Annotated in this window: 16 protein-coding genes, 1 tRNA gene and 2 rRNA genes (1 of these 19 cut by a window edge); 8 read left to right on the forward strand and 11 right to left on the reverse strand. The window is 55.5% G+C overall.

Translation table 11 applies throughout. The features are described 5' to 3' along the window. Positions 1-6: 6 nt before the first annotated feature. Positions 7-960, forward strand: a complete 954-nt coding sequence (locus FIV00_RS00725; RefSeq protein WP_152499022.1) for a GlxA family transcriptional regulator — start codon at positions 7-9, stop codon at positions 958-960. A gap of 63 nt (positions 961-1,023) precedes the next feature. On the opposite strand, the gene pcaQ is transcribed toward FIV00_RS00725, so the two are convergent. After that, entirely contained in the window at positions 1,024-1,944 is a 921-nt protein-coding gene (gene pcaQ / locus FIV00_RS00730) for a pca operon transcription factor PcaQ (RefSeq protein WP_152499023.1), read from the reverse strand. 92 nt (positions 1,945-2,036) lie between these two features. Between pcaQ and pobA the strand changes: the two genes are divergently transcribed. The 7 genes from pobA to FIV00_RS00765 all read left to right on the forward strand — a co-directional run bounded on the left by pobA (position 2,037) and on the right by FIV00_RS00765 (position 8,071). Further along, a complete protein-coding gene (gene pobA / locus FIV00_RS00735; RefSeq protein WP_152499024.1) occupies positions 2,037-3,206 on the forward strand; it encodes a 4-hydroxybenzoate 3-monooxygenase in 1,170 nt (389 codons plus the stop codon). Continuing rightward, complete coding sequence (gene pcaD / locus FIV00_RS00740; RefSeq protein WP_152499025.1) at positions 3,206-4,006, forward strand: 3-oxoadipate enol-lactonase; 801 nt, start codon at positions 3,206-3,208, stop codon at positions 4,004-4,006. Before pobA ends, pcaD begins: the two co-directional genes overlap by 1 nt. Further along, a complete protein-coding gene (pcaC, locus tag FIV00_RS00745; protein WP_152499026.1) occupies positions 3,990-4,373 on the forward strand; it encodes a 4-carboxymuconolactone decarboxylase in 384 nt (127 codons plus the stop codon). Before pcaD ends, pcaC begins: the two co-directional genes overlap by 17 nt. Positions 4,374-4,401: 28 nt before the next feature. Beyond that, a complete protein-coding gene (gene pcaH, locus FIV00_RS00750) occupies positions 4,402-5,130 on the forward strand; it encodes a protocatechuate 3,4-dioxygenase subunit beta (protein ID WP_152499027.1) in 729 nt (242 codons plus the stop codon). A 3-nt stretch (positions 5,131-5,133) separates the two neighbouring features. After that, on the forward strand, positions 5,134-5,754 hold the full coding sequence (gene pcaG, locus FIV00_RS00755) for a protocatechuate 3,4-dioxygenase subunit alpha (protein WP_152499028.1): 621 nt from the start codon (positions 5,134-5,136) through the stop codon (positions 5,752-5,754). Between the two features lie 104 nt (positions 5,755-5,858). After that, on the forward strand, positions 5,859-6,695 hold the full coding sequence (locus tag FIV00_RS00760) for a 3-keto-5-aminohexanoate cleavage protein (protein WP_152499029.1): 837 nt from the start codon (positions 5,859-5,861) through the stop codon (positions 6,693-6,695). Positions 6,696-6,748: 53 nt separating this feature from the next. Continuing rightward, complete coding sequence (locus FIV00_RS00765; RefSeq protein ID WP_152499030.1) at positions 6,749-8,071, forward strand: lyase family protein; 1,323 nt, start codon at positions 6,749-6,751, stop codon at positions 8,069-8,071. Between the two features lie 54 nt (positions 8,072-8,125). On the opposite strand, the gene hypF is transcribed toward FIV00_RS00765, so the two are convergent. The 10 genes from hypF to FIV00_RS00815 all read right to left on the reverse strand — a co-directional run. After that, positions 8,126-10,441, reverse strand: coding sequence for a carbamoyltransferase HypF (hypF, locus tag FIV00_RS00770; protein ID WP_152499031.1), 2,316 nt, complete (start codon positions 10,439-10,441; stop codon positions 8,126-8,128). A 90-nt stretch (positions 10,442-10,531) separates the two neighbouring features. Further along, the gene (locus FIV00_RS00775) at positions 10,532-12,277 is read right to left on the reverse strand and encodes an enoyl-CoA hydratase-related protein (protein WP_152499032.1); all 1,746 of its coding nucleotides are present in this window, start codon (positions 12,275-12,277) and stop codon (positions 10,532-10,534) included. Between the two features lie 2 nt (positions 12,278-12,279). Next, on the reverse strand, positions 12,280-13,317 hold the full coding sequence (hypE, locus tag FIV00_RS00780) for a hydrogenase expression/formation protein HypE (RefSeq protein ID WP_152499033.1): 1,038 nt from the start codon (positions 13,315-13,317) through the stop codon (positions 12,280-12,282). Further along, positions 13,314-14,468 carry a hydrogenase formation protein HypD gene (gene hypD, locus FIV00_RS00785; RefSeq protein ID WP_152499034.1) on the reverse strand — a complete coding sequence of 385 codons (1,155 nt, stop codon included), beginning with the start codon at positions 14,466-14,468 and terminating at the stop codon, positions 13,314-13,316. Before hypD ends, hypE begins: the two co-directional genes overlap by 4 nt. Then, the gene (locus tag FIV00_RS00790; protein WP_152499035.1) at positions 14,465-14,719 is read right to left on the reverse strand and encodes a HypC/HybG/HupF family hydrogenase formation chaperone; all 255 of its coding nucleotides are present in this window, start codon (positions 14,717-14,719) and stop codon (positions 14,465-14,467) included. Before FIV00_RS00790 ends, hypD begins: the two co-directional genes overlap by 4 nt. A gap of 9 nt (positions 14,720-14,728) precedes the next feature. Further along, positions 14,729-15,595, reverse strand: coding sequence for a hydrogenase nickel incorporation protein HypB (gene hypB, locus FIV00_RS00795; RefSeq protein ID WP_152499036.1), 867 nt, complete (start codon positions 15,593-15,595; stop codon positions 14,729-14,731). Continuing rightward, a complete protein-coding gene (gene hypA / locus FIV00_RS00800) occupies positions 15,595-15,936 on the reverse strand; it encodes a hydrogenase maturation nickel metallochaperone HypA (protein ID WP_152499037.1) in 342 nt (113 codons plus the stop codon). The genes hypB and hypA overlap by 1 nt, the downstream gene beginning before the upstream one ends. Positions 15,937-16,578: 642 nt before the next feature. Then, a tRNA-Met gene (locus FIV00_RS00805) sits at positions 16,579-16,655 on the reverse strand. Between the two features lie 274 nt (positions 16,656-16,929). Continuing rightward, positions 16,930-17,044: ribosomal RNA gene (gene rrf, locus FIV00_RS00810) — 5S ribosomal RNA — on the reverse strand. 232 nt (positions 17,045-17,276) lie between these two features. Continuing rightward, positions 17,277-19,359 (reverse strand): 23S ribosomal RNA (locus FIV00_RS00815); it runs 641 nt beyond the window's last position.

The following is a 19,359-nucleotide window of genomic DNA, read 5'->3' on the forward strand; positions in this document are numbered from 1 at the left end:
TTTTTCATGCCATTTTCGGAAATTCGTCCAGATCGCCGGAAAATTTCCGTTCTCCTGTTTGAGGCATTTTCAAATCATTGCCTTGCAAACACGATTGAGCCGTTTCGAGCTGCCAACACGATTGCCCGGGAACCGCTGTACACCTGGCAGTATTTCAGCATGGATGGGGGCACGGTCACGTCGTCAAGCGGGCTCCCTGTCGAGACCTCTTCCTGGCCGCAAGTCCGGCCTCGAGGTGACATCCTTTTTCTTATGCCAAGTTATGGCTTTCGGGATCTGGCAACACCGAAACTGAACCAAGCCCTTCGTGCCGCAAGAGATCGCTTTCAATTGATCGTGGGACTGGATACGGGCGCCTGGCTGATGGCGATGGCCGGGTTGCTCGACGGGCGACGGGCAACGATCCACTGGGATGAGTTTACGCATTTCGCTGAAACCTTTCCCGACATCGATGTGCTGGAGGACCGTTTTGTATTGACTACGGATCTGGCGACGTGCGGTGGTGCTTCAACAGCCATCGAACTGACGCTCGAAATGATCAAGCGGCAACACAGCGCGATGTTCTCACTCGAGGTCGGTGCTCTTTTCATGCATGGCGACAAGCTTGACCTGCAAGACCCCTATCTAAGAATGAGCTCGGACAAACTGGTTGGTAGTGCCACTGCGCTGATGCGGCGGACCATAGAGACACCCTTGACGATACCGGAATTGGCCGACCGCCTTAAAATCGATCAGCGTGAGCTTGAGCGTCATTTTCAAAAGGAGATGAAGATGCCCCCGCTGGCTGTCTATAAGGCGATCCGGTTGCGGGAAGCACGCCGTCTTGTCGAGCTGACACGATTGAGTGTTGCGGAGATCGCCACGCGATGTGGATATCGAAATGCCAGTGCACTGACCCGCGCCTACAGACAGGAATTCAGTGCACCTCCCAGGACACATCGGAGCGCACACAGACCATAGTTCAAGTTGGCCAGGTGCCATCGAGAATTCATTCGACACACCTCATTTGGTTTTATGCAAGGGTCAGGAGCTCAGCATGAGGTCCTCGATCACGCGTTGCACCGCGAGGCGGAACACCTGCTCTTCCGGTCGTTGAGGGGTCTCCGGCCGCGTCATCAAACCGACCGGGCCCTTGGTAATGTCTGTATCGAATGGCAGGCGAACAAGATGGCCGTCAGCGGTCTCGTTTTGAACGACACCCGATGAGATAATCCAGACGGCATCGGTTCGGCGTGTGTAGATCCTGCCGAATGCGCCCGAGACCGTTTCGATCTTGTTGGGAATGTCGCCAACGCCATTCGCAATCATAAAACGTTCAACCAGAGGCGTGATCGCTGCGCCTTCCGGCGGATAGATAACCGGCCAATCGATGATGCGCTTGATGTCCGGGTTTTGCAGGAGGGGATGGCCTGCACGGACCACAAGATCGACACGTTCTGAATAGAGCTGAGTGAAGGAAACACCTTCCATTGATGCCGGTCGACCGAGACGTCCGATGACCAGGTCCAACTTTCCAAGCTTCAAGTGTTCGATCAGGTGAGAATGCGGACCATCCATGATCCGAACCATCACATGTGGCGCCATCTCGGAGAATTCACGGATGACCGGCGGCATAAGGCTGGCTGCCACGCTCGGCAGGACGCCGACATTCAATGTTGCACGTGCCTGAGCCCCTTCCCTCTCTACCCCATCCAGGCCTTGCTGCAGACTGGCAAGGGAAATCTGTGCGAAGTGTAGAAACACCTCGCCCTGTTTGGTCAGCACTATCCCCGCCCGATTGCGGGTCATCAGTGTCGCGCCGACGATTTCCTCAAGCTCTTTCAATGTCTTGGACACGGCAGGCTGTGTCAGGCCCAGCTTGTCCGCGGCCAGCTTCAAGCTGCGTTCCTGGGCAATTTCGACGAGACACTGAATGTGTCGGAATTTGATGCGCCGATCGATCATTTAGTTATCTTTTTTGGAAAGTAAGAGGCTCTATATCTCATTTTACTTCTCAAATTCGTTCATTCAATATGAATTCAGGTGAGGAGAAATACATGCGTACACAAGTTGTCATTGTCGGTGGAGGCCCTTCAGGTCTTCTGCTTGGTCAGCTTCTTCATTTGAAGGGGATCGAGACAGTGATCCTTGAACGCAAGACACGTGATTACGTTTTGGGTCGCATCCGGGCAGGCATTCTGGAGACCGGCCTGGTGGACATGATGCGCGAGGCCGGTGTCAGCAAGCGCATGGACACGGAATGCTTCATCCATCATGGCACCTGCATTTCATATGACGGTGAGATGTTCGATATCAATTTCCAGAAATTGATCGGCGAAAACGTCATTGTATATGGGCAGACGGAAGTCACGCGTGATCTTTATGATGCTCGGGACACCGCCGGTTGCCGAACAGTTTTTGAAGTCGAAGATGTTGAGATCCGTGACGCCGATACGGACAATCCGTTTGTCACCTTCAATGTGGACGGTAGTGCGCGCCGGATCGATTGTGACTTCGTCGCCGGTTGCGACGGGTTTCACGGGGTCAGCCGCAAGACCATTCCGGACACCGTGCTCAAAGAGTACGAAAAAGTCTATCCCTTCGGATGGCTCGGTGTCCTTTCCGAGACGCCACCTGTCCATGAAGAACTTATCTATGCCAATTCTGAACGGGGTTTTGCGCTTTGTTCGATGCGCAACGATAGCTTGTCGCGCTACTATGTTCAGTGCGGACTAAATGACGATCTTCAGGAATGGAGCGATGACAGGTTTTGGGATGAACTCAAGCGGCGTGTTCCCGAAGCGATCGCCGACAGTCTGGTAACGGGACCATCCATCGAAAAATCAATTGCGCCATTGCGCTCATTTGTCTGCGAACCTATGCGCTGGGGCCGCCTGTTCTTGTGTGGGGATGCTGCCCATATTGTGCCGCCAACAGGTGCCAAGGGCCTCAACACAGCTGCGTCCGACGTGCACTATCTGAATGAAGGTCTCGTTCAATACTATCGGGACGATGACACGCACGGCATCGACACTTATTCGGAAAAGGCTCTCGCCCGGATCTGGAAGGCGGAACGGTTCAGTTGGGCAACCACCAACATGCTGCATCGGTTTCCGGACCAATCCGAATTCGATCTCAAGATGCAAAGAGCGGAGATTGAGTCGCTTCATTATAACGAGACGGCTCAGAGGTGGTTCGCGCAAAACTACGTGGGACTGCCCTACTGATGCAGATAATGCACCTTCCGGAGGTCGACATTCATTGGCGCGAAGATGGAGACCCCAATGGGTTTGCCGTCGTTTTCGCCAATTCCCTGGGTACCGATCTTAGGCTCTGGGACAAGATTATCGACCGACTGCCGCATTCCGGTCTTCGCCTGATCAGGTTCGACAAACGAGGACATGGCCTGTCTTCCTGCCCTCCAGGGCCCTATACCATGGAAGTTCTGGCGAAAGACACGGAACACTTTCTGAGGCTGATCGATGTCAACAAATGTTCGTTTGTCGGTCTCTCCATCGGCGGGATGATCGGGCAAATGCTTGCGCACCGCCAGCCGGACCTTGTCCGGGGACTGGTCTTATCAAACACAGGTGCGAAAATGGGTGACGCAGCGATGTGGCGGGACCGAATTTCGCGGATCCGCAGTGGCGGCCTTGAAAGCATCGCCGACGCTGTCATGGACCGTTGGTTTTGCGAACCATTTCGCGAAACAACCGAATGCAGAGGCTGGCGTAACATGCTGACCCGGACACCCGCGGACGGCTATATTGGCTGCTGCAACGCAATCGCGGATGCCGACCTGACGGGTTCGACGTCCGAACTGCGACTGCCCACAATTGGGATTGGCGGTTCTAACGATCTTGCCAGCCCGCCAGAGGTGGTTCGCACGACGACAGCTCTGATACCGGGGAGCCGTTATGTGGAAATTTCCGATGCGGGTCACTTGCCGTGTGTGGAGCAGCCTGACGTCTTTGCCGGCCATCTGAAGACTTTCCTGAAGGAGGACCTCCATGTCGGATCGATATGAAAGTGGCATGAGGGTTCGGCGGGCAGTTCTGGGTGACGATCATGTCGACCGTGCTGAAGACAACAAAACGGAGTTCGATGCACCATTCCAACGGCTAATCACCGAAGCAGCCTGGGGGAATGTCTGGGGTTCAGGGCGGATCAATGCGCGCGAAAGATCCATGCTCACTCTGGCATTGCTGGCCGCACTCGGTAACTTTGAAGAAATCCCGATGCATATTCGGGCAACGGCCAATACCGGCGCCAGCAAGGAGGACGTTCTGGAAGCTTTTCAGCACGTTGCCATTTACGCCGGAGTTCCCCGTGCAAACCAGGCGCTGAAACTGGCCAAACAGACTTACGCGGAGATGGAAGCCGAGGAAGGGTAGCTTTCTCGACTCCAGAAAGGGAGAAAATATGCTCAAACCGGGCGAGTTCTATCAACGCAATCGCGAACGCCATCCGCCGGCTCTCACGCGGGACTACAAGACCTCTGTCTCACGGTCTCCGCAATACTCCCTTATAAGTCTTCAGAATTCGGTCTCCGAGACAACCGGGCCTGTCTTTGGTCACAACGATCTCGACCCGATGGATCGGGACCTGATCTACAATTATGCGCAACCGGGCGAAAGCGCGATCGGCGAACGGATCATCCTGCATGGCCGGATCCTGGACGAGAACGCCCGGCCGATACCCAATACACTGGTTGAAATCTGGCAGGCAAATGCGGGCGGTCGATATCGCCACAAGAAGGATACGTACCTTGCCCCGATCGATCCAAATTTTGGTGGTTGCGGCCGGACATTGACCGATGAGAATGGCTACTACTATTTCCGAACTGTCAAACCCGGCGCCTACCCTTGGCGCAACTGGGTCAACAATTGGCGTCCTGCCCATATACACATGTCGATCTTCGGAACGGCGTTCTGCCAACGCCTGATTACACAGTGCTACTTTGAAGGCGACCCACTGATTCCCGAGTGTCCTATAGTCAAAACGATACTGGATCCTGGCGCGATTGAGCAGCTGATTGCGAAGCTGGACATGAATGCGACGATCCCGCTGGATACCATTGCCTACAAATTCGACGTCATCTTGCGCGGGCGTCGCTCGACCCTTTTCGAGAACCGTCTGGAAGGGAACTGACCGATGCCACAAAAATTAGACTATCTGGCAGAAACGCCCTCACAGACCGCCGGTCCCTACGTCCATATCGGGCTGGCACCGGGTGCAGCTGGCTTTGACATCTATCGCCAGGAACTTGGATGGGACATTACCGGCCCACACGCGAAAGGTGAACGAATACGTGTCGAAGGTATTGTCATGGACGGCACAGGCAGCCCGGTGAAGGATGTCATGCTGGAAGTCTGGCAGGCGAACGCCGACGGGCACTATGCTCACCCGGAAGGTGGTGGAAACGTTGAAGACGGGTTCAGAGGATGGGGCCGGGTCATCACCGATTTCGAAACAGGTGAATGGGGCTTTGACACTGTCAAACCGGGACCTACTGTCGGCCGGGGCGCATCACAACAGGCCCCGCATCTCAATCTCTGGATCGTCGCCCGCGGCATCAATATCGGTCTCAACACGAGGCTTTATTTTGAAGATGAGCCCGAGGCAAATGCCAAGGATCCTGTTCTAAATCTGATCGAGTGGGAGCGGCGGCGCGCGACACTTCTGGCCAAAAAAACAGAACGTGACGACAAGACTGTCTACCGTTTTGACATTAAACTTCAGGGTGAAGACGAAACCGTCTTTTTCGATGTCTAGCAAACGGGTCCCTAAACCGACCTCTCAATGGACCAACGTGCTGCCTCAGAGCGAAGGCCTGACGGCACCAGTGTCCAGCGCACACAGGAATAATGAGAACCGCCATGAGCAAACCCTGCATCATCTGTGTCGCCATCACCGGGTCGGTGCCAACCAAGAAGAACAACCCCGCCGTCCCCATATCGGTTGAAGAACAGGTGGAAAGCACCCACGAGGCTTTTGAAGCTGGTGCGGCAATCGTTCATGCCCATGTTCGCAATGAGGACCAGACACCATCATCGGACCCGGAAAAATTCGCCCGCCTGAAAGAAGGCCTGGCGAAGCATTGCCCCGGCATGATTATCCAGTTTTCAACGGGAGGCAGATCGGGGGCCGGACACGAGCGCGGCGGAATGTTGCAGCTGCAACCAGATATGGCTTCGCTTTCCGTCGGCTCCAACAATTTTCCGACCCGGGTCTATGAAAACCCGCCCGACCTCGTTGACTGGTTGTCCAGCGAAATGAGGGCTCATCGCGTGAAACCGGAGATCGAGGCATTCGACCTCAGCCACATCCATCAGGCAGCGGCCATGAATAGGGACGGCCGCATTCCCGGCAGGCTCTATGTGCAATTCGTCATGGGTGTGAAAAACGCCATGCCAGTCGACCGTGACGTCTTCGACTACTACATCAAAACGGTCGAAAGGCTCGTGCCAGACGCAGATTGGTGCGCGGCCGGGATTGGCCGGTTTCAGTTGGACGTCAACGAATGGTGCGTGGCCACCGGCGGTCATACGCGCACTGGACTTGAAGACAATGTCAGACTGGACAAGGATTCCCTTGCGCCTTCCAACGCGGCCCTCGTCAAGCGGGTGGTTGATCTTTGCGACAAGTACGAGCGCCCCGTCGCGAGCTGGCAACAGGCACGAACTATGCTGGATCTCCCGCAACGCGCCGCTTGACCACCCACATCTCTTGGCTCTCAATGCAGGGCACGACCTAGAACTTGAGAGCCATGTCTGTTTCCCTCTTTTCAAGCCCCGTTTACGCTGATCTCTTTGCCGACGAGGAACTCGCTCGGCATTTGAGTGACGACAGCGACGTCGCGCATTTCATTGTGTTTGAGCGGGCCCTGGCAGTTGTTCAGGGAAGACTTGGGATCATTCCTGCAATCGCGGCTGCCGAAATCGAGGCGAAACTGGCTCATGCACGGGTCGACCCGGCCAGGCTTGCGGCTGGGACGCAAGCTGCGGGCGTTCCGGTACCGGCTCTTGTGACCGAGTTACGTGAGTTGGTTGGTCAGGATGCAGGCGAATGGCTCCATTGGGGCGCGACGAGCCAGGACGTCATGGACACTGCGATGATGATGCAGGCCAAAGCCGTCTTCGGGATCCTTTCAGCCCGGCTGGCGAAACTGGTTGATACGCTGCAAAGACAAAGTGACAGACATGCCGGCGTGCTCATGGCGGGCAGAACCCGGAGCCAGGTTTCTACCCCAATCACGCTCGGTTACCGAATTGCGCAATGGGCGCATCCGCTGATTGACGCTGAAGCTGCGTTGCCGGAGCTTCGCCACGGTGCGCTGAAAGTTCAGTTCGGCGGAGCGTCAGGCACCAACAACGCCATTTATCCTGATGGACCAGCGGTTTCAAAGGCTCTATCGCAGGAACTTGGGCTTGCAGATTCTCCCTCTTGGCATGTCAACCGAACGCCGTTGCTCAAGATCTCCAGCTGGCTCGTACAACTGACGGCCGCCCTGTCAAAAATGGCTCAGGACCTGGTGCTTCTTGGACGCAGCGACATTGGAGAGGTCACGAGCGGTGCCGGTGGCGGCTCTTCGACCATGCCGCAAAAATCTAACCCCGTGCAGGCCGAAACCATTCAAGTGCTCCATCAGTTGAGCATCACAGCAGAACACGGCCTCATCATCGCTGCCAATCCCGCCGAGGAACGCGACGGTGCGAAATGGCCGCTGGAATGGCACTGTCTTCCACAGCTGTTCCTGTGCACCGGCCGGTCACTTCAGCATGCACAAGCTCTCGCCGAGAGTCTGACGCCCCGGCCCGACGGACTTTCCGGAACAATCGACGCCAATCCAGCCATCATGGCGGAAGCTGCCAGTTTCGCATTGGCCAAAGCAGGTATTTCACGAGCTGTTGCCAAGGAAACTGTTGCTGCGGCAAGCACTGACAACATCCCGTTCACGGAAGCCCTGTCCAATCGCAGTTCTGTCGAAATCAACTGGCCGGAAACACTGGACCCGATTGCAGCAATCCGGCCAGCACAAGAAATGGCGAAACAGATTTTTTCGCGCCGCCAGCACCAATCGGCGGACTAAGCCGGACGGTAAATCGCTTGATGCAAAAGGTGCTCATGGATCGCAAGGAACTTCTCAGATCTCGGCCCTGATCGCAGCAATGACAGCCTGACCCAGAGAGATGCCACCGTCATTCGCCGGGAGTTCTCTAGGTAAGATCACTTCCATACCTGTGTTCCGCAATCTTTCTGCCAATCCATCCACCAACAACTCGTTCTGCATGACGCCCCCCGAAAGGACGATGCGTTTCACTTCCCGCTCTTGGGCTATTTGCAGGCTGCACTTGCTGAGCGCGTTGATCAGGCCAACGTGAAACCTTGCTGATATCCTGCCCCCGTCGACACCTGCTTGAAGATCATTGAGAAGAGTTGCCCAAAGGGGCTTCCAGGTGAAAATCTTCGTTTCACCGCCATCGATATCGATCGGATAACCCTCCTCATCGGAGGCGAATGGCCGGGCCATCGCTTCCAACGTCAGACCCGTTTCGCCCTCAAAGCTTTGCCTCTGCGCGCAAACATCCAATGCAGCAGCGACTGCATCAAACATCCGGCCCGCTGAGGACGACAGTGGCGCGTTCAAGCCCTTGGCGATCATCCGGTCCAAGATGGACAGGTTCCTGCCCGCGAACCGGTCACCGAAAACGCTGTTACAGATTTTAAAAGCCTGGTCTGAACCGAAGACGGCTTGCAAATGTGCATATAGATTACGCCAGGGTTCACGTATGGCCGCGGTCCCCCCGGGTAAAGCAACAGGCCGAAAATGGGCGACGCGCTCAAAATGTTTGTAGCCGCCGACCAACAGCTCACCGCCCCAAATTGTCTTGTCAGTGCCCAGGCCAGATCCGTCCAGAACAATTGCAAGCGATGCTTCATCTTCGGGGGAAACACCGGCTTCAGCGAGGCAGGCGGCAAAATGCGCATGATGGTGCTGAACTTCGGTCAACTCAGCTCCCGTCTCCGCCGCCAACCTGTGGCCGAGTTGGGTGGACAAATAGTCGATATGACTGTCAATCGCGATCAGTTGAGGGTCAAAATCGTAAATTCGCCGATAAAGCGCGAGCGTTTTCTGAAAGTCTTCAAGCGTCCGGCGGTTTTCCAGGTCGCCCATGTGTTGGGAGACAATTGCCTGCCCATTGCGGAGAAAACAGAATGTCGACTTCAACTCCCCACCCATTGCCAGAACTGGTACTGACGATTGCCTGAGCTCCTCTCCCAGGCGGACTGGAGCGGGTGCAAATCCCCTGGCACGGCGCAAGACGGCTGTGCCGGACCGGGACACCCGGACGAGACTGTCATCAAGCCGGTTCACGATCGGCCGGTCGTGCATGAGATACGCGTCGGCAATATGGCCGAGCGTCTCGCGGGCCTCTGCATTTTCGGTTGCCTGAGGCTCCTCGGACAAATTGCCTGAGGTCAGAACAATTGGCCTGCGCAGTTCCGACATCAAGAGATGGTGCAAAGGCGAAGAAGGCAGCATCACACCAAGACGATCAGTTCCCGGTGCAAGTCCTGAAGCAAGCGCCGTATTTTGCTTTGATTTAAGGAGGACGATAGGTGCCGCGGCTGCGGTCAGCAAATCCGCTTCTTCTTCACCAACATCACAATAGGTCCGAACCTGATCAAGGTCCCTTGCCATGATTGCCAGCGGTTTTCGGGGTCTATTCTTTCGTGTTCGCAGCGTCTCGACAGCCTGGCTGTTGCTCGCGTCAACAGCCAGATGAAACCCCCCAATGCCTTTTACGGCAGCAATCTCGCCCTTTTCAATTCGCCGTGCGATCGTCTTTATCGGATCAGGCGCGCCAACTTCGCTGCCTGACTGTTCAATCCAAACCCTGGGCCCGCATTGTGGACACGCATTCGGTTGAGCATGGAATCTCCGGTCGGCAGGTGCCTCATATTCTGCCTGACATTGGCTGCACATGACAAAGGACGCCATTGACGTATTTTCACGGTCATAGGGAATGGCGCTGACAATCGATAGCCGTGGTCCACAATGGGTGCAGTTCGTGAACGGGTAATAGAAACGTCTGCTCTTAGGGTCGAACGTTTCGCTCAGACAGTCCGGGCAGGTGGCCGCATCCGGTACGATGCCGGTTTTCACCTCTCCTGCGATGCTTGTGACAATTTGAAATCCGGCGAAAGCGTCGTCGAGAACGGATGTGTCGGGTTCCGATCTAATGTCGTCGATCCGGGCCAAGGGTGGAGCTTCTGCGCGCAGCCTGGAGAGAAACCTAATAATGGCGTCTTCCGGCCCGCATACTGTTGCCAAGACACCCGCCGCATCATTCCAGACTTTACCGCTGAGACCTTCTTCTTCAGCCAGATGCCAAACAAATGGACGGAAACCGACACCCTGCACAAGTCCTGTAACGCGAACTCGCGTAGCGTGCATTGGTGGATTCGATGCCTGATCATCCATTGGCAATACACCATTGGAGAGGTGCGCAATCGGTTTTCGTTTTTTGTTTGCTCCGATCTGACATCAGTCCTGCCAGCGGTGTGATTTCACTTCCGGTCTCAACAATTCGGGAGCCGGTCCGACCACGGACGTTTGCAGTCGACGCTTGGATTTACCGTCGCGATGAATGGCAAGTGTCAGTGGGGTCCGCGATTTCGGTACCTTCCGGACAAAGTTGTATCTGGCCACATGATAGCTGGGATCGAAACCAAAGAAGTTTTTGTGCATGTGCTCCAATTCGCTCGCGCGATAGGATGCAAGTGGCTTCGACAGTTCATCTTGCTCGCGCCCTTTTCTTTTTTCACATAAGCGATCGGTCAGGTTCTCGCCGGCCAGCTCATTTGCCGCAGCGGTTACTGCATCCTGGAAAGTGCCAGGATCATCGTCAAACAGCCTGTCGGCCAGACCCAATGAGACCGCTTCACGTGCTCCCATTGGCAGGCGCGCTTGTGCTATCTTTCTGGCATTCTCCGCACCGGCATATTTCGGGAGCAGATAGGTCCAATATTCCGAGCCATAGAGGTTGCCCATATCCTTGTAATGCGGGTTGAGCACCACGCCTGTGCTGATCCAGACTTCATCCGCCGCCCGGGCCAGAAACACGCCTCCCGCCCCCGCATTGCCACCCATCGCTGAAATGATCCACTTGTCTGTTGCCTTTATGATTGCTTCGGCGAGGTCGTCCATCGCCTGGATATTGGCCCAGCTTTCTTCAGCAGGACTTTCCGCCGCTTCAATCAGATTGAGATTGAGACCGTTTGACCAGTGATCCGGTCCGCCCATCAGAACCAGCACTTTCACGTCGCTGGCAACAGCTGCCCGAAAGGCCCTCAGAAGCCGCCGGCAATCATCAGTTCCCATGGCACCATTATAAAAATCAAAGTGCAGGTAGCCAACATCACCGATGATCTCATAAGCGATGTCGCGATAGCCGCCAGACACTTCGGGCAATGCAGTTGATTGCTTTGCAAAGCTCCTGGTCATCGGCAATTTGACCGCGTCTCCGGAAGCTTTGCGGACATGGCCGATCCAGACGGCTCCATCGACAGTCTTGATCGCGATCGCCGGACCAGACCGCAATATCACAGTCCCTGGTTCAATCGCATCCTCCAGGACCTCACGGCACAGCCTCGCATCATAGAGACAGACACTTTCACCAAAAACTTTGTCCCGTAATCCTGGCATCCCATCAGCCGAGCGGATCTTCCGCAGAACTGTTTCAGTTTCGTCGTTCTGCCAATCGATCTTCCTGTCCGCCTGGCGCACAGAAGGCCGCCAATAGAAGGCATCTTCCACGATCTGTTCGGGAAATTGCCCGCATTCGAGCTTTCCAAGGGCTTCAAAGACCGCTGACACCGCGGCCTCCGCGACCTCGTTGCGGTAGAGACTCGATTTTGAGGCCGGCCTCAGCGCGAAAGAGCGACTGGCCCAGACAGGGCCGGCATCCAGTTCAGCCACGGCCTGAAGCACAGTCACGCCCCAGGTCTTGGCATTGTCAAGAACAGCCCAATCAAGCGCATTCGGTCCGCGGTCACCCGGCGGCCCTGGATGAACAACGAAACACTGCAGGTTTTCGTAGACCGTTGCAGGAATTGCCCGTTTCAAAAACGGTGCAATCAAAACCTCCGGCTTGTACAAGCCCACGGCTTCTTCCGTCACCGCATCATTGATATCGAATTCGACCGAAACCTCATGCCCGGCCGCAGTGAGATCGCAGAACAGTCTCTGCGTCAGCGAATTGAAGCCGTGGCAGAGAAGGAGGATCCGCATGATCAGCAAATCCTCGGAAGCTGTTCACCCGAAAGCCAGTCTACGACCCGCAAACCTCCAATTTCCGTTTCCATTTCGACAAGCCGTGCTTCATCGTCCGTAACCCTTCCGATGATCGCGGCGTCACGTCCAAGCGGATGCGCCCGCATAACAGACAACAGTCTGTCGGCATCTGCTTGCTCACACAGACAGACAAGCTTGCCTTCGTTTGCCACGTGAAGCGGGTCCAGTCCGAGCAACTCGCACGCCGCAGCGACGTCGCCCTTGACCGGTATCGCGCTTTCGTCGAGATGCATGCCGACACCCGCCGCCCTGGCCAGTTCGTTCAAAGTGGCGGCAAGACCACCACGGGTCGGGTCTCGCAGCACCGCGATATCCGGTACCGCTTCGATCATATCGGCAACAAGGGTGTGCAATGCAGCGCTGTCAGACACAATCTCGGTTTCAAATTCCAGGTTTTCCCGCTTCGACAGGATGGCAACACCGTGGTCACCGATCGAGCCTGACAGAAGGATCGCCTGGCCAGGTTTCGCGCGCGTCACCGATATCTCGACCCCGTCCGGAACGACACCCAATCCCGTTGTTGTGATGAAAACTCCGTCGCCCTTGCCTTTTTCAACGACCTTGGTGTCACCCGTAGCAACCGGGACACCGGCCTCGCTGGCGGCCGCAGCCATGGACATGACAATGCGCTCCAGATCGGCAAGGGGAAACCCTTCTTCAAGGATGAAGCCAGCTGTAAGACAAAGAGGCCTGGCACCAGCCATCGCCACGTCATTCAAGGTTCCGTGGACCGACAGGGATCCGATGTCTCCTCCTGGGAAAAAGAGTGGTGAGATGACATGCCCATCCGTTGAAACCACCAGCCTTCCGCTTGAAGCTTCCAGCAGGGCAGCATCGTGGCCCTGATCCAGGATCGGGTTGCTTAGATGCCTTTGAAACAGGTCCCTTATGAGCTCAGTCATGGCCCGGCCACCACCGCCATGCACCATATCGACAGTGCCCGTTCGCCGCCCGAGATCGGATGGCGCGACATTCATGCTGCTACCTCCCGCCGGGGCGAACGTGCCTTGTCGCGATACCGACCATATGTCCAGTAAGCAGCGCAGGCCCCTTCTGAGGAAACCATACAGGACCCCATCGGATTGTCCGGTGTGCATACGGTTCCGAAAAGCTTACAGTCAGTCGGCTTTTTGACACCGCGCAAGATAGCTGGACATTCACAGGATTTTACTTCGCGCGAGACTTTTTCCGAAAAATCGAAACGCTTTTCTGCATCGAATTCCGCAAAGTCTTTTCGTATTTTCAATGCGCTATAGGGCACTTTGCCGAGGCCACGCCACTCGAAACTCTGGCGCAACTCGAATACCTTTGAAACGAGATCTTGAGCTTTCAGATTTCCTTTACGGGTAACGACACGCGTATACTCATTCTCGATGTCATGACGACCTTCGTTGATCTGGCGAATGAGCATCAAAGTGGACTGCATCACGTCCAAAGGTTCGAAACCGGCGATCACCACCGGTTTGCCGAACTCCTCGGCGAAAAACTCATAAGGTTCAGATCCGATGACTGAGCTGACGTGAGAGGGGCCTAGAAAACCGTCAATCCGGACGGTTCCAAGATCCCGCACTTCCGGCGATGCCAGAATATGCCCAATCGCGGACGGGGTCAGAACGTGATTGCAAAAGACTGAAAAATTGGACAGTCCCTCTTTCCGCGCCTGTTTTATGGCGACTGCCGTCGGAGGCGTTGTGGTTTCAAAACCAATCGCGAAGAAGACAACCTGCTGACCAGGATTGTCGCGGGCAATTTTGAGCGCGTCCATCGTCGAATAGACCATGCGAATGTCGGCGCCATCCGCTTTCGCCCTGATAAGGCTGCGTTGCTTTGTTCCGGGAACGCGCATCATGTCACCATAAGTGCACAGAATGACGCCATGGCGCTCCGCGATTTCCACGGCGTCATCCAAGCGCCGAACAGGTAGAACGCAGACCGGGCAGCCGGGTCCATGAACAAAACGAACATTCTCCGGCATCAAGTCTTTGACGCCGTACCGGAAGATCGCGTGTGTGTGTCCACCGCAGAACTCCATGAGATTGTAGGTCCGTCCTGGGTGAGCTTCCTGACGAATGCCCAGGGCTATGGACTTCGCAAGATCCCGGTCGCGAAACTCATCGACATACTTCATTTGGATGTCTCCGCGATTTCTTCAAGCTCCTCCTGAAGCACACCGGCCTCCGCCATGAGCGAGAGCGTCCGGCTTGCTTCCTCCGGACTGACCTTGTGGAGCGCATAGCCCACATGAACCAGCACGTAGTCGCCGACAGACAAGTCCTCGACCAGCGCAGTAGATATCTTCTTCTTGATCCCTTCCAGGGCGACGATCGCCATTGCGTCGTCGAGTAGTTCTGTGACTTTCGCTGGGATAGCAAGACACATGACCTGCTCCTATTCCGCTGCGCCGAGAACCGGATGTCCGGCCAGCTTCATGGTGCGAGCCGCCTTGATCCAGGTAAGCCAATGGTCGAAACCCTCGCCCGTACGAGCCGAAACCGTCAGGATAGTGATGTTCGGATTGACCCTGAGGGCATTCTCCTTGGCTGCTTCCACGTCAAAATCGAGATGCGGCAGCAAGTCAGATTTATTCAGAAGCATCAGGTCAGCAGCGGCGAACATGTCCGGGTATTTGATCGGTTTGTCCTCGCCCTCGGTGACAGACAAGATCACGACTTTGTGGGCTTCGCCCAGGTCAAAGGCAGCCGGACAAACAAGATTTCCAACATTTTCGATGAAGATCAAACTGCCATCGCACGGCGACATATGCTCAATAGCATGACCGACCATGTGGCCATCAAGATGGCAGCCCTTGCCGGTGTTTATCTGAACTGCGGTGACGCCGGTCTCTCGAATACGGTCTGCATCGTTACTGGTCTGCTGATCTCCCTCAACGACGTAGCAGTGCCGGGATTTACTCAGTCTTTTGAGCGTTTCCACCAGCAGCGTTGTCTTTCCTGAGCCGGGACTGGAAACAAGATTGAGCGCAAAGATCGCCCGCTCGGCGAAGTGACGGCGATTGGCGTTGGCATAGGAATTGTTTTTTGACAGGATGTCCTGTTCAAGCTGGATCATCCGGGACTGGCTCATTCCGGGCACGGACGCACCGGCTTCACCTGTCCCGTAGTGGTGGTGGTGATCGCTGCCATTTCTCAGAGATTGATCGCCTGTGTGCCGATGGTCACCGTCGCGCTTGGGCTTCGCCTTGTCAGCACCTTCCACCCTGGTCTCACCAGGACCGCACCCGCATACGGTACACATCAGGACACCTCCATTTCTTTGATCCGCAACTCGCCACCGCTGGTGATCTTTAAACTGACAGCCCCGCAGTTCGGACAGGAATCATAACGTTCGAGAATGGGAACAGTTGTTTCGCAAGCCTCACACCAAGCCGTTGCATCAGGACAGAGGATGTCTAATCTGGCGTCTTCAGCAACACTGCCGCGCATGACGACATCGAAACCGAAACGCAACGCCTCGATCTCAACGCCCGACAGTGGACCAACTTCCAGGCGCACAAGTTTTACCTTCGAAAACGCTTGTTGATCCGCTTGGGCGGTAATGATCTCAAGGATATTCTCACACAAAGACATTTCATGCATGAAGCGATCCCAGGGGTTCTGCCATTTAACCGTTTCAAATAGGATAGGACGGTTGTTGGGCTGCACGCTTTGAGATTAATCATTCAGGAGGTCTTTTGGCGCGAGCTTCGCGTTTTCCACTATCTCTGATTGTTGCATCCAATCAGGTTTGATGTTTTTAGAGCTGTTTACGCACACCGCATCCAAGAGTTTTCGCCCCCAAGAGTTTCCGCACGCCTATCTTGCGTACCATGCGTCGGTGCTTTGTCCGCGTTGCATGGAGTTTTGTTTCTGGACGGCCAAAGGTCTCTTTGTCAGGTTTTCCGGTTTAGATTTTGGGCGTTTCGTTCAGCAAAAAAGCCGCCCGAGATGGGCGGCTTTTTTGGTTTTGTGAGCAGGATTTGGGAGTTTTTTGCCCTTCTGCGTCGGACGTTGTCCTCCTTGATGGGGCCCGGGGAGGTCCAACTCTGTATCCACTGACCGAATACGACAACAGCCCCACCCCTTACGGGATGAGGCTGTTGTCGAATTTGGTTGCGGGAGCAGGATTTGGTGTTTTTTGCCCCGTTGCGTCGGGCAAAGCCCTCCTTCCGGGGACCCCGTCCGGTTCAAATCGACGACCCCTAAGCAAAAAAAAGCCGCCCGAGATGGGCGGCTGTTTTTTGGTTGCGGGAGCAGGATTTGAACCTGCGACCTTCAGGTTATGAGCCTGACGAGCTACCGGGCTGCTCCATCCCGCGTTATTTTTGTTTTGCGCGTCCTCGATCTTTTGGATCTTCGGTTGTCGCGTGGGCTGCTCCCTTTTGGAGAGGGTCCCTATTTGATTTCGCTGGAATGGAACGATTGTTCCGAAGCGCAGCGAAGGCAAGCGCAAAGCGCGTCGGCCACTTTTGGCCGCCCTCGCGGAGGCCAGGGCGAAGCCCGGTGCGGCCGTGAGCGCTCAAGTTGAAGAGATTTAGCGCTCAAGTAGCCGACAGGCGGTAGCGCACTAAACTGTCAAACTGCGTTTAGCAGGCCTGGCGGCGACCTACTCTCCCACACCTTAAGATGCAGTACCATTGGCGCTGGGGAGTTTCACGGCCGAGTTCGGGATGGGATCGGGTGGGGGCTCCCCGCTGGGGCCACCAGGCCGGCGAAGCGCAGTTTGTTGTGAACTGGTCTTGGTTTGTTTTTTGTTTGCCCTCACGGCCGCACGCTGCTTTGCAGCTGGCCTCCGGGAGGCGGCCTGACCGGCCGGCGCGCTTTGCGCTTACGAACCTTTCGGTTCGAACCTTTTCCCTTGAGGGGCAAACTGGTCTTAAACGCGCTCAAGTAGCCCGAAGGGCGGTAGCGCATTTAAAAGATGAACATTGACTAATGAGAGGATCAAGCCGAACGAGCTATTAGTAAAGCTAAGCTTCATGCGTTGCCGCACTTCCACACGCTTCCTATCGACGTGGTGGTCTTCCACGGCTCTTCAGGGAGAGCTGGTTTTGAGGTGGGTTTCCCGCTTAGATGCTTTCAGCGGTTATCCCTTCCGTACATAGCTACCCTGCAATGCGGCTGGCGCCACAACAGGTCCACCAGAGGTACGTCCATCCCGGTCCTCTCGTACTAGGGACAGATCCTCTCAATTCTCCTACACCCACGGCAGATAGGGACCGAACTGTCTCGCGACGTTCTGAACCCAACTCACGTACCACTTTAATTGGCGAACAGCCAAACCCTTGGGACCTGCTCCAGCCCCAGGATGTGATGAGTCGACATCGAGGTGCCAAACAATGCCGTCGATATGGACTCTTGGGCATCATCAGCCTGTTATCCCCGGCGTACCTTTTATCCGTTGAGCGATGGCCCTTCCACGAGGGACCACCGGATCACTATGGCCGACTTTCGTCTCTGCTCGACTTGTCAGTCTCGCAGTCAGGCAGGCTTATGCCATTGCACTCAACGAGCGATTTCCGACCGCTCTGAGCCCACCTTCGCGCGCCTCCGTTACCATTTGGGAGGCGACCGCCCCAGTCAAACTACCCGCCACACACGGTCCCGGATATTGTTGTACCGCGGTTAGATATCCATGACGACAAGGGTGGTATTTCAAGGGTGACTCCACAAGAGCTGGCGCCCTTGTTTCAACGTCTACCACCTATCCTACACATGTCGTGACGAATACCAGTGTGAAGCTGTAGTAAAGGTGCACGGGGTCTTTCCGTCTGACCGCAGGAACCCCGCATCTTCACGGGGAATTCAATTTCACTGAGTCTATGCTGGAGACAGCGGGGAAGTCGTTACGCCATTCGTGCAGGTCGGAACTTACCCGACAAGGAATTTCGCTACCTTAGGACCGTTATAGTTACGGCCGCCGTTTACTGGGGCTTCAATTCGGTGCTTGCACACCTCCTCTTAACCTTCCAGCACCGGGCAGGCGTCAGACCCTATACGTCGCCTTGCGGCTTCGCAGAGCCCTGTGTTTTTGATAAACAGTCGCCACCCCCTGGTCTGTGCCACCCCAATCCGGTTGCCCGAACTGAGGTCTCCCTTCTCGCGAACTTACGGGAGCATTTTGCCGAGTTCCTTCAGCATAGTTCTCTCAAGCGCCTTGGTATTCTCTACCAGTCCACCTGTGTCGGTTTCGGGTACGGTTTATACGGTGGAGCTATTTCCTGGAACACCTTCGCTGCACCCCCAATCCAATAAGGAGATACAACACACGGCATCCGTCACTACCACCAAGCTGCAGAATATTAACTGCATTCCCATCGACTACGCCTTTCGGCCTCGCCTTAGGGGCCGGCTAACCCTGCGCCGATTAGCGTTGCGCAGGAACCCTTGGACTTTCGGCGAGAGTGTCTCTCACACTCTTTATCGTTACTCATGTCAGCATTCGCACTTCTGATATCTCCAGGAGCCCTCACAGGTCTCCCTTCGCAGACTTACAGAACGCTCCGCTACCGCGCATCAAAGATGCACCCGCAGTTTCGGTGTATGGCTTGAGCCCCGGTACATTTTCGGCGCGGGACCCCTTATTTAGACCAGTGAGCTGTTACGCTTTCTTTAAATGATGGCTGCTTCTAAGCCAACATCCTGGTTGTTTTGGGAGTCCTACATCCTTTCCCACTTAGCCATAACTTAGGGACCTTAACTGGCGGTCAGGGTTGTTTCCCTCTCCACAATGGACGTTAGCACCCACTGTGTGTCTGCCGGATAGTACTTCTCGGTATTCGGAGTTTGGTTAGGATCAGTAAGGCGGTAAGCCCCCATAGCCCATCCAGTGCTCTACCCCCGAGAGTATTCATCCGACGCTCTACCTAAATAGATTTCGCGGAGAACCAGCTATTTCCGAGTTTGATTGGCCTTTCACCCCTAGCCACAGCTCATCCCCGACTTTTTCAACAGGCGTGGGTTCGGTCCTCCAGTGCGTGTTACCGCACCTTCAACCTGGCCATGGCTAGATCACTCGGTTTC

It is taken from the genome of Labrenzia sp. THAF82 (genome assembly GCF_009363435.1).
Taxonomy (GTDB): Bacteria; Pseudomonadota; Alphaproteobacteria; order Rhizobiales; family Stappiaceae; genus Roseibium; species Roseibium porphyridii.